General features: G+C 67.1%; 10 protein-coding genes. 8 read left to right on the plus strand and 2 right to left on the minus strand.

Annotation, left to right across the window (positions count from 1 at the left end):
- Window positions 1-29 precede the first annotated feature (29 nt).
- Window positions 30-968 (minus strand): transcriptional regulator GcvA, encoded by a 939-nt coding sequence (gcvA, locus tag HJG44_RS10585; protein WP_171218347.1) that lies wholly within the window; start codon window positions 966-968, stop codon window positions 30-32.
- Between the two features lie 173 nt (window positions 969-1,141).
- Here gcvA and HJG44_RS10590 point away from each other — a divergent pair, with 173 nt between their 5' ends.
- Window positions 1,142-2,368 (plus strand): ABC transporter substrate-binding protein, encoded by a 1,227-nt coding sequence (locus HJG44_RS10590; RefSeq protein WP_246736180.1) that lies wholly within the window; start codon window positions 1,142-1,144, stop codon window positions 2,366-2,368.
- Between the two features lie 20 nt (window positions 2,369-2,388).
- A complete protein-coding gene (locus HJG44_RS10595; RefSeq protein ID WP_171218349.1) occupies window positions 2,389-4,029 on the plus strand; it encodes a GMC family oxidoreductase in 1,641 nt (546 codons plus the stop codon).
- Between the two features lie 178 nt (window positions 4,030-4,207).
- On the opposite strand, the gene HJG44_RS10600 is transcribed toward HJG44_RS10595, so the two are convergent.
- Window positions 4,208-5,176 (minus strand): Bug family tripartite tricarboxylate transporter substrate binding protein, encoded by a 969-nt coding sequence (locus HJG44_RS10600; RefSeq protein ID WP_246736181.1) that lies wholly within the window; start codon window positions 5,174-5,176, stop codon window positions 4,208-4,210.
- 1,050 nt (window positions 5,177-6,226) lie between these two features.
- On the opposite strand from HJG44_RS10600, the gene HJG44_RS10605 reads away from it, so the two are divergent.
- From HJG44_RS10605 to HJG44_RS10630, 6 genes are all read left to right on the plus strand, one after another.
- Window positions 6,227-7,786 (plus strand): 2-isopropylmalate synthase, encoded by a 1,560-nt coding sequence (locus tag HJG44_RS10605; protein ID WP_171218350.1) that lies wholly within the window; start codon window positions 6,227-6,229, stop codon window positions 7,784-7,786.
- A gap of 131 nt (window positions 7,787-7,917) precedes the next feature.
- Window positions 7,918-10,791: a hybrid sensor histidine kinase/response regulator gene (locus tag HJG44_RS10610; protein WP_171218351.1), complete on the plus strand. Its 2,874-nt coding sequence runs from the start codon at window positions 7,918-7,920 to the stop codon at window positions 10,789-10,791.
- Window positions 10,792-10,956: 165 nt separating this feature from the next.
- The gene (locus HJG44_RS10615) at window positions 10,957-12,294 is read left to right on the plus strand and encodes an MmgE/PrpD family protein (protein ID WP_171218352.1); all 1,338 of its coding nucleotides are present in this window, start codon (window positions 10,957-10,959) and stop codon (window positions 12,292-12,294) included.
- Between the two features lie 53 nt (window positions 12,295-12,347).
- Window positions 12,348-13,352, plus strand: coding sequence for an ABC transporter substrate-binding protein (locus tag HJG44_RS10620; RefSeq protein WP_171218353.1), 1,005 nt, complete (start codon window positions 12,348-12,350; stop codon window positions 13,350-13,352).
- A 26-nt stretch (window positions 13,353-13,378) separates the two neighbouring features.
- Window positions 13,379-14,176, plus strand: a complete 798-nt coding sequence (locus HJG44_RS10625) for an ABC transporter ATP-binding protein (protein ID WP_171218948.1) — start codon at window positions 13,379-13,381, stop codon at window positions 14,174-14,176.
- Window positions 14,169-15,044 carry an ABC transporter permease gene (locus HJG44_RS10630; RefSeq protein ID WP_171218354.1) on the plus strand — a complete coding sequence of 292 codons (876 nt, stop codon included), beginning with the start codon at window positions 14,169-14,171 and terminating at the stop codon, window positions 15,042-15,044. Before HJG44_RS10625 ends, HJG44_RS10630 begins: the two co-directional genes overlap by 8 nt.
- The last annotated feature ends 5 nt before the right edge of the window (window positions 15,045-15,049 follow it).

Below are 15,049 nucleotides of genomic sequence, written 5' to 3' on the forward strand. Positions count from 1 at the left end.
GCCATCCGCCGGCTTGCATCGCAGGACCTTCATTCTGCCGCTGTCAGCCCAGGTAGCTCGCGGGCTGTTCTCGCCGTCTGGTTCACCTGCTCCAGGAGCCACCTCCTGAAGAGCTGCACCTTGCGGAGCTTCGCGGTCCGCAACGGCGTGACCAGGTAATAGCCGAAATTGGATCGGGCCCGCACCGAGAAGGGCTCGACAAGGCGCCCGCTCGCGAGATCGGGCCCGACGACCCCCGAGCGGCCGAGCACCACACCGAGACCGTCCACGGCCGCCTGCATGGACGTGATCAGGTAGTCGCAGGTCAGCTCCGCACCGAAGCTGATGTCGCGCACGCCGGCCGTCTCCAGCCAGAACGGCCATTCGTCGCGCAGGATCAGCGACACGGTCCGGATCACCGTGTGGTTGCTGAGATCCGCCGGGGTCTCCAGCTTGCCGCGTTCGGCGAGCAGGCGCGGCGAGCATACCGGAAAGACTTGCTCCTCTCCGAGCTTGTCGACGGTGACGCCCGGCCAGTCGCCCGAACCGTGCCAGACCGCCAGATCGAAGTCGTGAGGCATGTTGCTTTCGAACGACTGCACCGTGCGCAATCTCAGCGAGATCGAGGGATAGCGCGCCTGGAAGAGATGAAGGACTGGTACCAGCCGCTTGATCGCGAAGGTCCCGAGGCACTGGAGCGTGAGAACGTTCTCGTCGTTGCGGTCCGCAGCCATATCCGTTGCGGCGGAGATCTCGACGAGCGCGTTGCGGACGGACTGGAGATAGCCGTTCGCGACTTCCGTCAGCGTCACGGCGTTGCCGTTGCGGACGAACAGTTTCGTGCCGAGCAGTTCCTCGAGATTGCGGATCTGGTGGCTGATCGCCGTCTGGGTGAGGTTTAGTTCGACGGCGGCACGGGTGAAGCTGAGATGCCTGGCAGCGGCCTCAAAAGCCCGCAGGCTCGTCATCGACGGAAGACGAGTACGCATGCCCTCCGTTTATGGCCGACCTCGCATTGAAGCAATTCCAAACGTCGAGCAGCGGCCCCGTCGAAGAGCAAGCAGCGCGCATCATGCAGCATGCGCATTTCTCATTGGCGCGGACCGCCCGAGCTGTCGGATGGAGGATCCAAGCAACGCGAATAGCTGACGGGAGGATGCCTATGCTGCGATCGATGCTGGCCGCGACGGCGCTCGCCGCTCTGAGCTCGAGCGGCGTCCTCGCCCAATCCGCGCCGGCCGGGATCTCCGACGACCTCGTGAAGATCGGCGTCCTGGGAGACATGTCCGGCATCTATGCGGACGTGTCGGGCAGGGGAGCCGTCGAGGCCGTCCGGATGGCCGTGGAAGATTTCGGCGGGAACGTCCTGGGCAAGCCGATCGAGATCGTTTCGGCCGATCACCAGAACAAGCCGGACATCGCGGCGACGATCGCCCGCAGGTGGTACGATGTCGAGAAGGTGGACACGATCACCGACATCGTCGGTTCGGCGAGTTCGCTGGCGGTCATCGCGATCGGGCAGGAACGCAAGCGCATCGTCTTGGCGACGAACGGCGCGACGGCAGAAATCAACGGCGCGCGCTGCAGCCCCTACGTCCTGCAATATCGCAGCGACACCTACGCCATGGCCAAAGCGACCGCAGAGGGGATCCTGGCACAGGGCGGCGATACCTGGTTCATCATCGGTGCCGATTACACGTTCGGCCGAACGCTCGCGAAGGACATCTCCGACGTGGTCGGGAAGGCCGGCGGCAAGGTGCTCGGCAGCGTCTTCCATCCGCTCGGCACGACGGACTACTCGTCCTATATCCTTCAGGCGCAAGCCTCGGGCGCCAAGATCATCGCCTTCGCCAATGCCGGCGGCGACATGATCAACAGCTTGAAGTCCTCGGCGGAGTTCGGCCTCACCGTTTCCGGCAAGCAGCGGGTGACGGGACTGCTCGTCTTCATCACAGACATGCACGCCGTCGGCCTGCCGACCGTGCAGGGGTTAATCCTCGAATCCGACTTCTACTGGGACCTCGACGACAGGACCCGCGCCTTCGGTGAGCGCTTCTTCAAGCGCGTCGGCAAGATGCCGACCATGGTCCATGCCGCGAATTATTCCGCGGTCAGCAATTATCTGAAGGCGATCGAGGTGGCCGGCACAGACGACGCCGACGCCGTCATGGCACAGCTCCGAAAGACCAAATTCGAGGATATGTACGCCCGCAACGGCTACTTGCGCGAGGACGGCCTCCTGATCCACGACCTGTTCCTGTTCCAGGTGAAGTCGCCGGCCGAGAGCACGAAGCCATGGGACTACTACAAGCTTCTCAACGTCATACCGGGCGACAAGGCGTTCCGCCCATTGGCGGAAAGCGCCTGCCCGCTGGTGAAGAATGGCTGAGCCGAGGCTTGGACGTAACCATGGACCAGCCAGCGTACCGGGAGCTCGGCTCCTATGACTACGTGATCGTGGGGGCCGGCTCGGCGGGCTGCGTCCTGGCGAACCGCCTGTCGGCCGATCCCACGGTCAGAGTCTGCCTTCTGGAGGCGGGCGGTCGCGACCTGCATCCCTGGGTGCATATCCCGGTCGGCTATTTCTTCAATTTCGACCATCCGCGCGCCGACTGGCGCTACCGGACGGAACCCGAGCCGGGCCTGAACGGGCGCGTGCTGAAATATCCGCGCGGCCGCGTGCTCGGAGGTTCGTCCTCCATCAACGGCATGGTCTACATCCGGGGCCATGCGCTCGACTACGAGGGCTGGCGACAGCTCGGCAATTCCGGCTGGGGCTGGAGCGACGTCCTCCCCTACTTCAAGCGTTCCGAGAACCAGGTGCGCGGCCCGAGCGAGACGCATGGAGTCGGCGGCGAGCTCGGCGTGGACGATCTGCGCGCCTCATGGGAGATCCTCGAGGTCTTTCGCATGGCCGCCACGGAGACCGGCATCCCGGCCACGGATGACTTCAATTCCGGCGACAGCGAAGGCGTCGGCTATTTCCAGGTCACGCAGAAGAACGGGCGCCGGATGAGCGCGGCCCGTGCCTTCCTCAAGCCTGCACGCTCGCGCCCGAACCTTGCGGTTCTCACCGGCTGCCATGTCCAGCGCATCCGTTTCGCCGGACGCCGGGCAATCGGCGTCGAGCTCCTCCAGGACGGCGCGCCGGCATTCGTCGCGGCCGGGCGCGAGGTGATCCTGTCGGCCGGCGCCGTCGGCTCTCCACAAATCCTGCAGCTCTCTGGCATCGGCGATCCGGCGCTGCTCGGCGCGTACGGAATCCCGGTGGTCCATGCGGCCGCCGGCGTCGGCGAAAACCTCCAGGACCATCCGGCCGTCCGGATGATGTTCAAGGTCCGGAACACGCGCACGCTGAACGACCAGCTCGCCAGCGTGTTCTCCAAGGTCCTGATGGGCCTCGAATATGCCCTGTTCCGGCGCGGGCCGCTCACCATCCCGCCGGCGCTCGTGAACGCCTTCGTGAAGAGCGATCCCTCGCGCGAGGCGCCGGACCTCCAATACGTCGTCTATCCGCTCACCTACGATACGATCGGCGAGCCCGCGCACAGGTTCTCCGCCTTCACGGCTTCGATCTGCCTGGTGCGACCCCAAAGCCGCGGCTCCGTCCGCATCAAGTCGCCCGACCCGGCCGTCGCGCCCGCGATCCGGTTGAACTTCCTGACCAACCAGCGGGACATGCAGGCTGCGGTCGCGGGCATCCGCGGCATCCGCCGCATCTGCGCCGCGCCCGCGCTCCGGCGCTTCGAGCCCGAGGAGTTCAAGCCGGGCCCGGCGCTGCAGACCGACCAGGAGATCGCGGCTGGCGCACGCGACATCACGGCCACCATCTTCCATCCGACGAGCACCTGCCGCATGGGCGTCGACCCCGGCGCGGTCGTGGATCCGCGGCTACGGGTGAACGGCATCGGCGGCCTGCGGATTGTCGACGCCTCCGTGATGCCGACGATCGTTTCCGGCAACACCAACGCGGCCACGATCATGATCGCCGAGAAGGCGTCGGACATGATCAGTGAGGACAGGATGGGCATGGCCGCGGCCCCCGCCTGACCGGCCACGGCCGGAGGCGACGTCCACCGCGCTTCCCGCATGCAGCCGGGCTGGACCTCTCTCCAGGGCGGGGTGAGCGATCTCGCCGAGATTCGGGCCGTCGCGATCGCCTCGATCGCGAAGCCGGCCGGCCTGTGGCCGGCCGGCTTCGTTGCCCAATCCTCTCGGGATCGAGCCGCTATTGCGGCTCGATCCCGGCCTCCTTGATCGCTGTGGTCCACTTCACCAGTTCGTCCGCCACATAGGCCTTGAATTCCGCCGGCGGCAGATAGAAGGCCTCGATGCCGTTCGCCTCGAGCTTGGCGCGGTTCTCCGGCTTCTCGACAAAGGCCTTCACCTCCTTGGCGAGCGTCTGCACCACGTCGCCCGGCAGGTTCGCGGGCCCGAAAAGACCCGCCCAGGCGATCAGGTCGAACTCGGGCGCGACCGTCTCATGCAGCGTCACGACGTCGGGCAGGATGGAGCTGCGGGTCTTGGTGAGCACCGCCAGGGGACGGATCTTCCCGTCCCGGACCTGGGGCAGCGCCGTCGTGAAATCCGCTATCATCGTGGCGACCCGTCCCGTGGCGACGTCCAGCACGGCCGGCGGATTGCTCCGGTAGGGCACCCGGACGACCTCGATCCCGGTGCGCCGCTTCAGGGTCTCGCCCGCAACCTGTCCCGTACTGTTGCCATGCGCATATTCGAGCTTGCCGGGATTGGCCTTCGCGTATGCCACGAGATCCTGGATCGTCTTGAAAGGCTCGTTCGGGTTGGCGACCACCATCGACGGGAAGCTGCCGACCCGCGCGACGGCCGTGAAATCCTTGAGCGGATCGTAAGGCACGTTCTTGAAGAGGCCATGCGCGGCGGAGTGCGTGGTGTTCGTCGTAAGAAGGAGCGTGTAGCCGTCGGGCTCGGCCCTGGCGACGAAGTTCGCCGCGAGCGTGCCTCCGGCTCCTGCCTTGTTCTCGACGACGAAGCGCTGGCCCAGGGCTGAATCGAGATGCGCAGCGAGCATGCGTGCCGCGGAATCGGTTGCGCTTCCTGCGCCGAACGGCACCACGATCGTGACCGGACGGCTCGGATAGGTCTGAGCGACGGCGGGCTGGAGCCATCCGAACATCGCTGCACAGACGAGCGTGAGCGTGAAATTGGCAGCCCTCAAGGGTTCCTCCGACAGGCATCGTTCCCGGCAGGTCATGCATCGCCTGCCGCCCGCCTATCTCCAGCAGGAAGGCCGCTTCGGAAAATCGAAGTTTTTCGGGTTCGATGAACAATGTTCATGCGTCGTGGCCGCGGCTCGCGCAGGCGGGTGTGTCCCGCCCCGCGGGTGCTGGCCGCGTTGCTCGGGCCAATCCCGATCGGCCGCGTCGCCGACCGCTGCGGAGGGCGAGCCGGAACAGATGAGGGAGCCGTGGAGGGCAGGCTGTCCAAAATCCAGCGTTGCGCCGTGCGTATCGACTTTTCACCGTCCACGACGTATGATCGCTTAATATACATTATAGGACAGTGATTTATGTCGCGTCTCCCGCTCAGGTCCGTCGACGATGCCCCTGAAGCAGCCCGCCCGTTTCTGACCAAGGCGGGGCGCGCGGCTGCAACGGGTCGGGGGCGTCGGAGAATATGGCCGGACCGGGGATGGGCGGCTCGTCCGCTCGCCGGCCGGCGGGATGGTCGCCACGCGGGCCGACGCGTGTCAGATCGATCTGCACGACCTCTGCAGTCCCGCCGCTACCGCGGTCCAGGACGGCACCTCGACCGGCGGATCGAGGCCGTTTGCGGGGGCGCATCTCGACGGGATCTTTGCCCGCCCTGGTGGCTGTCCGGCGCCGTTGCGCGCGGCCGCGACGTGATGGGCTGCCGTAGGTGGCTGGTCGCTCGGCCCTCGCCGGACCGCAGCGGAGATGCGGCCGCGGCCGCCCTTCCGGCCGGGTATCACGCTGGCCTTGCGGGGCCGCCGCCCCCCGCGTATGAGGGAACGAGCGGGCGAAGGTGCCCGCCTGGAACGCGCCCCGTGAGCCGCATCGGCACCGGATCCTGCCAGCATCGCGCCGCCCGCCGGGCGGAGCTGCCGGGCTGCGCGCGCCTTCTTCTTTCGGGCCTTCTGCTTATCAGCCCCTGAGGGCCGGCTGGGCTGCGTGCCTGGGCGCTCAGGGGGACTGAACCAACCCGATGGCGCCCGCCGGGCGCGAGAATCCAGACAAGGCTCGACCCCATGACCAGCACGAACCAGACCACCAAGGACCGCGTCGTCATCTTCGACACGACCCTGCGCGACGGCGAGCAATGCCCCGGCGCCACCATGACCTTCGAGGAGAAGCTCGCGGTCGCCGATCTCCTCGACGAGATGGGCGTCGACATCATCGAGGCGGGCTATCCGGCGGCCTCCAACGGCGATTTCGAGGCCGTGTCCGAGATCGCCCGCCGCACCAAGCGCGCCATCGTCGCCGGCCTCGCCCGCACGATTCCGAACGACATCGACCGGGCGGGCGAGGCGGTGCGCTTCGCCGAGCGGTCCCGCATCCACATCTTCGTGTCCACCTCGCCGGTGCACATGAAGTACAAGCTGCAGAAGACCCCGGACGAGGTCCTGGCGATGTCGATCGCCTCGGTCACCCGGGCGCGCAACCTCATCGACGACGTCGAGTGGTCCGCCGAGGACGGGACGCGGACCGAGGTCGACTTCCTGTGCCGCTGCGTCGAGGCCGTCATCAAGGCGGGCGCGACCACGATCAACATCCCCGACACGGTCGGCTACACGACGCCCGACGAGTACCGCGCCCTGTTCCGCACGGTTCGCGAGCGCGTGCCGAACTCCGACAAGGCGGTGTTCTCCGTCCATTGCCACAACGATCTCGGCATGGCGGTCGCGAACTCGCTGGCAGGCGTCGAGGGCGGCGCGCGGCAGATCGAGTGCACGATCAACGGCATCGGCGAGCGGGCCGGCAACGCCGCGCTCGAGGAGGTCGTGATGGCGATGCGGGTGCGGGGGGACGCCTACCCGTACGAGACCGGCATCGACTCCACGATGCTGACGCGGGCCTCGAAGATGGTGTCGAACGCGACCTCCTTCCCGGTCCAGTACAACAAGGCCATCGTCGGCCGGAACGCCTTCGCGCACGAGAGCGGCATCCACCAGGACGGGATGCTGAAGCACACCCAGACCTACGAGATCATGGAGCCGCAATCGGTAGGCGTCTCCAAGACCTCGCTGGTCATGGGCAAGCATTCGGGCCGCGCCGCCTTCCGCTCCAAGCTCGAGGAGATGGGCTATCGGCTCTCGGACAACCAGCTCCAGGACGTCTTCGCGCGCTTCAAGGATCTCGCCGACCGCAAGAAGGTCGTCTACGACGAGGATATCGAAGCCCTCGTCGACGAGAATATCGCGACCGCTCACGATCGCGTCCGCCTCGTCTCCCTGACCGTGATCGCCGGCACCCGCGGTCCGCAGCGCGCCACGATGCGCCTCGACATCGACGGCCGCCAGGTGACGGAGGAGGCGGACGGCAACGGCCCGGTGGACGCGGTGTTCAACGCCATCAAGGCGCTCGTTCCGCATGAGGCGGTGCTCGAGCTCTACCAGGTCCATGCCGTCACGGAGGGCACCGATGCGCAGGCGGAGGTCTCCGTTCGGCTCGCGGCCGATGGGCGCTCGGTCACCGCGCGGGGCGCGGACCCGGACACGCTCGTCGCCTCTGCCAAGGCCTATCTCGGCGCCCTGAACAAGCTCATCGCCGGGACGAGCCGCATGCACGCCCAGCACGCCGCGGAATAGGCTGCCGTCCGGCGCCGGGCAGGTCGCTCACGTTCTCGTGAGTACCCTCTGTCCCGCGCCACTTCCGTTCACGTCGCAGCGCGGCTAGAGAGCCGCCTATCCCACAAGGCGCGCGTCAGGTCGGAATCCGCATGTCTGTCACCATGCCGAGCAGCGCGGCGGCTCCTGCCGCGCCGGCGTTCATGGGCGGCGGCAGGCTGGGCGAGCTGATGGCGGTCCTCGACTGGTCGACCTCGCCGCTCGGGCCGCCGGAGGCCTGGCCCGCGGCGCTGCGCAGCGCAGTGGGACTCGTCCTGCCCGCGCAGGCGCAGATCGTCCTGTTCTGGGGTCCGGATTACGTCGCGCTCTATAACGACGCCTATGCGCCGACGATCGGCGAGAAGCATCCGCGCGCGCTCGGCCGGCCGGCGCGGGAGAACTGGAGCGAGCTCTGGGACGATCTCGAGCCTCTGCTGCGGCGGGTACGCGAGACGGGGCAGACGGTCGCGGCCAAGGATCGCCCTTTCTACATCGAGCGCCACGGCTACGGCGAGGAGGTGTTCTTCGACATCTCCTATTCGCCCGTGCCGCTCGATGACGGGTCCGTCGGCGGGGTCCTTTGCATCGTCAGCGAGACGACGGAGCGGGTGCGGGCGCAGCGGCAGATCGTCGAGGAGCGCGAGCGGCTGGCAGGCATGTTCCAGCAGGCGCCCGGCTTCATGGCGCTGCTGCGCGAGCCCGGGCACGTCTTCGAGCTGACGAACGCGTCCTATCAGAAGCTGATCGGCGGTCGCGACGTGATCGGCAGAACGGTGCGCGAGGCCCTGCCGGAGCTCGAGGGGCAGGGCTTCTTCGAGCTGCTCGATCGGGTCTGCGAAACCGGCGAACCCTATGCCGGGAAGTCCACGCCGATTCTGCTGGCCTCCGATTCCGGCCGGAGCGGCGAGGAGCGGCTGCTCGACTTCGTCTACCAGCCCATCAAGGACACCGAAGGCAAGGTCACGGGCATCTTCGTCGAGGGTACGGACGTAACCGATCGCGTCCGGGCGATCGAGGCGCAGCGCGAGAGCGACGCACGGCTCAAGGCCATCGTCGATTCCGTCGACCAGATGATCTGGTCCACCCGCCCCGACGGCTTCCATGATTTCTACAATCAGCGCTGGTACGACTACACGGGTGTCCCCGAAGGCTCGACGGATGGCGAGGCCTGGAACGGTATGTTCCATCCGGACGATCGGGAGCGCGCCTGGGATCTCTGGCGCCGCTGCCTTGCGACTGGCGAACCCTATCATATCGAGTATCGGCTCCGGCATCGATCCGGCGATTACCGATGGGTGCTGGGGCGCGCCCAGCCCGTCCGGGATGCCGCCGGCAAGATCCTTCGCTGGTACGGGACCTGCACCGACATTCACGACCTGAAGCTCGCCGAGGCGGCCTTGCGGGAAAGCGAGGAGCGCTTCCGCATCATGGCCGACAGCGCGCCCGCCTTCATTTGGGCCTGCGATGCCAAGGCGAAGCCGACTTTCGCCAACCGGCGCTATGCCTCCGATTTCGGCGTCGCGCCGGAGGTGATCCTCCAGAATGGCTGGCGTGCGATGGTCCATCAGGAGGACCTGGACGGGTTCATGGCGGCCTTCCTGGAAGCCTTCCGGGAGCGGCGAGACTTCGAGCGGGACGTGAGAGTGCTCAACAGCGCCGGCGAGACCCGCTGGCTCCGCTGCGCCGGAACGCCTCGCTACGACGGGGCAGGCCGCTTCGTCGGCTATGTCGGCTGCGACGTCGACATCACAGAAATCAAGCTCGCGCGCGAGGCGCTCGAGGCGGCCGTCGAGCAGCGGACGGCGGAGCTGCGCGCGGCCGAGGACAGCCTGCGTCAGGCGCAGAAGATGGAGACCGTCGGCCAGCTCACCGGCGGCGTCGCGCACGATTTCAACAACCTGCTCCAGATCGTGACCGGCAACCTGGAAATTCTCCTGCGCAACCTGCCGGACGGCATGCCCCGCCTGCGCCGATCGGCCGAGAACGCGATGACCGGCGCGAAGCGCGCCGCGACGCTGACGCAGCGCCTTCTCGCCTTCTCGCGGCGGCAGCCGCTCGCCCCGAAGCCGACCGACCCGAACAAGCTCGTCGCCGGGATGTCCGAGCTGCTCCATCGTACGCTCGGCGAGACCATCTCGGTCGAGACGGTCCTGGCCTCCGGCATCTGGCGCGTCGAGGTGGATCCGCACCAGCTCGAGAATGCGCTCCTGAACCTCGCCGTGAACGCGCGCGACGCCATGCCCGAAGGGGGCAAGCTGACCATCGAGACCGCGAACAGCTATCTCGACCAGGGCTACGTGATCCAGAACGCCGAGGTCGCGCCCGGCCAGTACGTCTGCATCTGCGTCACGGACACGGGTCACGGCATGGATGCGGAAACGGTCAGCCGGGCCTTCGAGCCCTTCTTCACCACCAAGGAGGTCGGCAAAGGCACCGGGCTTGGGCTCTCCATGGTCTACGGTTTCGTCAAGCAGTCCGGCGGGCACGTGAAGGTCTATTCCGAGCCCGGCGAGGGAACGACGGTGAAGATCTATCTCCCCCGCCTCGTCGGCGGAGTGGAGGACGAGGAGGAGGCGAGTGCACCGACGGTGCCGGAAGGCACGCGCGACGAGATCATCCTCGTCTGCGAGGACGACGACGATGTGCGGGCCTACTCGGTCGAAGTGCTGCGCGAGCTCGGCTATCGCGTACTGGAGGCGCATGATGGCCCCTCTGCCCTGCGGCTTCTGGAGCGCGAGAGGCGCGTCGACCTCCTGTTCACCGACGTGGTCCTGCCCGGCGGCATGACCGGGGCGGTGCTGGCCGAAAAGGCGCGGGCGCTCCGACCCGGCCTGAAGGTGCTGTTCACCACGGGCTATGCCCGCAACGCCATCATGCACCAGGGGCGGCTCGATCGGGGGGTCGAACTCATCACGAAGCCCTTCAGCTTCGCCGACCTCGCCGGACGTGTCCGGGACTTGCTGGACGGGCAGGCGACCCGGCTCTGACCTGGGCTGCAGCCGCTTCCCACCGCTGCAACGGACCGCCGCCGTCGCCGGGCATTCCTCGCGCATTCAGGATTGACAGACAATCTGCCAATCTAGTTGACATACGGTCCAAGCCGCACCGATGACGGCAGAGGCGATCGCGCCTCCTAGGGAGAGAATGGATCGATGGTCACACCCACGGCGGCGCTGGTGGACTACATCCTGGGAAGCCGCCTCGATGCGATTCCGGACGACGTGCGGCACGAGGGCAAGCGCGCGCTCGTCAACATCGTGGGCTGCGCCCTCGGCGGCGCCGATCACCCGGTGATGGACATCGCGATCGCGGCGCTCGGCCCTCATGCCGGGCCGCCGGTATCGGCCGTGATCGGACGGCGCGAGCGATTCGATCCGCTTTTGGCTTCGCTCCTCAACGGCGTGTCGTCCCACGTCCACGATTACGACGACACGCTGCCGAAGAACTACATCCATGCCTCCTCGCCCGTCGCCTCCGCGCTGCTCGCCTATGCGAGCGTGAACGAGGTGAGCGGGCCGGACTTCCTCCACGCCTTCATCCTCGGCTTCGAGATCGTGTCGCGGATCGGCAACGCGACTTATCCGGCGCATTACGAGGCGGGCTGGCACTCGACCGGATCGATCGGCGTCTTCGGGGCGGCCGTCGCGGTCGGGAGGCTCCTCGGCCTCGATGCCCAGCGCATGACCTGGGCGATCGGGCTCGCCGCGACCCAGGGAGCCGGCATCCGCGAGATGTTCGGCTCGATGGGCAAGGGCTTCCACCCCGGCAGCTCGGCGCAGCGCGGCTACATGGCGGCGCTGCTGGCCGAAAAGGGATTCACCAGCGGGCGTCTCCCGCTGGAGGGCCCGCGCGGCTTCGCGGCCGTCACCTCAGCGGAATACGACCTCGGCAAGCTGACCGTCGATCTCGGCCGCCACTTCGAGCTGACGGACAACACCTACAAGCCTTTCCCCTGCGGGATCGTCGTGCACCCCACGATCGATGCCTGCATCCAGCTCCGGGAGAAGCACGGCTTTTCGGCGGAGGAGGTCGAGGCCGTCGAACTGCGGGTCGCGCCGCTGGTCAAGGATCTCTGCAACAAGAAGGAGATCTCGGTCGGGCTCGAGGGCAAGTTCTCGATCTACCACGCGGCGGCGATCGGGCTGGGCCGGGGGAAGGCGGCCCTTGCCGAGTTCACGGACGAGGCGGTGAACGATCCGGCGCTGAAGCGCATCCGGCTCCTCGCCGAAGCGAATGGGGATCCCGCCGTCCACGAGGACGGGGTCGTCGTGACGGTCCGCCTCAAGGACGGCCGCGAGGTCGGCATGCACCTCAGCGAGTCGCTCGGCAACCTGAAGCGGCCGCTCTCGGACGCGCAGCTCGAGGCGAAGTTCCGCGACCAAGCCAAGGTCGTCACGCCCGATCAGGCCGACGAGGCGATCACGGCCTGCTGGATCATAGACCAACTGGACGATGCCGCCCGGCTGATCGCACCCTGCATTCCGCGGTGAGCGAGCATCGCGGACCAGAAAAGCCGAACGGCCAACAGGGGAGGGGAGTTCACATGAGGAGCTGGAAGGCTTTCGCCGTCGCTGCCGCGCTGGCCGTGCTGCCCGCCTCGGTTCGCGCCGAGGTGAGCGAGCTCAAGATTCCCCTCGGCGCCGGCGGCTTCGGCTTCCTGCCGCTGCACATGATGCAGAAGCACGGCCTGATCGAGAAGTTCGCCGAGGAGGCGGGCGTGAAGCTCAAGGTGAACTGGGCCAATATCGGCGGCCCGGCCGTCATGAACGACGCGCTGCTCTCCGGCTCTGCGCATTTCATCTCGGCCGGTCCGCCCGCGTTCCTGACGCTCTGGGACCGGACCCGTGGCAATATCGGCGTGAAGTCGATCGGCGCGATCAGCTCAATGCCGATGCACCTGAATGCCCGCGTCTCGGAGCTGAAGGAGCTCGACAGCATCTCGGGCGCGCAGAAGATCGCGGTCACCTCCGTGAAGGTCTCGATCCCGTCGATCATCATGCAGATGTACGCCCTGAAGAAGTACGGGAAGGATCAGGTCTTCCGCTTCGACCCCTTCACGGTGACCATGGCCCATCCCGAGGCGCTGATCTCCCTCCTGTCGGGCAGCGGCCCGATCGTGGCTCACTGGGCGTCGGCCCCCTTCGACCAGCGCGAGCTCAAGGACCCGGCGATCAAGGCCATCATGAATTCCGACGACGTGATGGGCGGCTCGACCACCTTCACGATGATGTCCACCACGAGCCGGTTCCAGAGCGAGAACCCGAAGGTGTTCGGCGCCGTCGTGAAGGCGCTGAAGCGCGCCCAGGAAATGATCGGGGAGGACAGGAGGGCCGCGGCTGCCGTGCTGCTGGAGGCGATGGGTGGCAAGGGCTGGACGGTCGATGAGCTGGTCGAGATCCTGAACGAGCCCGGCACCAAGTACACGATGAAGCCGGAGAACGTGCTGACCTACGCCGCTTTCATGCACGAGATCGGGTCGCTGAAGAACAAGCCCGCAGGCTTGAACGATCTCTTCTTCGGCAATCCCGAGATCGCGGGCGGCAATTGAGGCCAGTGGCGCCAAGCGCCGGACCGGTGGTGGCGGAGGGCGCGGCCGCACCGCCGCTTCTGTCGGTCGAGGGGCTCACGCTCCAGTACCGGACGCGCGAGAGCCTCGTCACGGCCACCTACCGGGTCAGCTTCGAGGTCCTCGCTTCCGATCGCTACGTCATCCTCGGGCCGTCCGGATGCGGGAAGTCGACCCTGCTCAAGGCCGTCGGGGGCTACATCAAGCCGGTGGAAGGCTCGATCCGGCTGAACGGGCGCGAGATCGCGCGGCCCGGCCCTGACCGGGTGCTCGTGTTCCAGGAATTCGACCAGCTCCTCCCCTGGAAGACGGTGCGCGAGAACGTGCTTTTCGCGCTCACGGCGAGCGGCCGCCTGAAAGGCCGCGCCGCGTCCGAGCGCGCGGACGAGTACATCGCCAAGGTCCACCTGACGAAGTTCGCCGACAGCTACCCGCACCAGCTCTCGGGCGGCATGAAGCAGCGCGTCGCCATAGCTCGTGGAATGGCGATGGAGCCCGAGATTCTGCTGATGGACGAGCCCTTCGCGGCGCTCGACGCGCTCACGCGCGGCAAGATGCAGGAGGAACTGCTTCAGCTCTGGGAGGACACGAAGGTGACCCTCCTCTTCGTCACGCATTCGATCCCGGAGGCGGTCAGGATCGGCAACCGCATCCTGCTCCTTTCGCCGCATCCGGGCCGCGTGCGGGCCGAACTCGGCAGCGCCGGCGTCGATAGCGTCGGGCCGGACGGCAGGACGCTATCGGGCCGCATCGAGTCGCTGCTGTTCGACGAGGCGCCGATCTCTCGGGAGAGCGCGCATGGCTGAGGCGAGGCTGGCACTCCGGTCGCGACCGGACATCGTCAACACGGATCTGCCTGAAGGTTTCGGGGTCGTGGCGAAGCCGCTCGGCCGGTGGGAACGGCTCGCCGACAACAACGTCCTGCGCAAGACGGTCCTGCTCGCAGGTCTGGCGCTGGCCTGGCAGATCTACGCGCTCTGGCTCGACAACCCGCTCCTCGTGCCGACCTTCACGGATACGGCGAAGGCCTTCTTCGCTTCCCTCAGGTCCGGCGAACTCGCCGCCGCCACCTTCCACTCCATAGCCCTGCTGCTGCAGGGCTACGCGCTGGGCCTCCTCTTCGCGGCGCTTGCCACCGCCTTCGCCATCACGACCCGGATCGGGGCCGACCTCCTCGAGACGCTGACCTCGATGTTCAACCCGCTGCCGTCCATCGCACTGCTGCCGCTCGCCATGATCTGGTTCGGCCTGGGGGAGGGGAGCATCATCTTCGTGCTGATCCACGCCGTGCTGTGGTCCGTCGCGCTGAACACCCATTCGGGCTTCAAGTCGGTCAGTCCGACCTGGCGCATGGTCGGGCAGAACTACGGCCTGTCTCAGATCGGCTATGTCACGAAGATCCTAATCCCCGGGGCGCTGCCGAGCATCCTGACGGGCCTGAAGATCGGCTGGGCTTTCGCCTGGCGCACCCTGATCGCGGCCGAACTCGTCTTCGGCGTGTCGTCCAGCGGCGGCGGGCTCGGCTGGTACATCTTCCAGAACAAGAACCTGCTCGAGATCCCGAACGTCTTCGCGGGCTTGCTCACCGTGATCGTGTTCGGGCTCGTGGTCGACAACCTCGTCTTCCGCACGCTCGAGCGGCGGACCGTGCGCCGCTGGGGCATGCAGAGCTGAGCTCG

This window comes from Enterovirga aerilata (genome assembly GCF_013044135.1).
Classification (GTDB): Bacteria; Pseudomonadota; Alphaproteobacteria; order Rhizobiales; family Beijerinckiaceae; genus Enterovirga; species Enterovirga aerilata.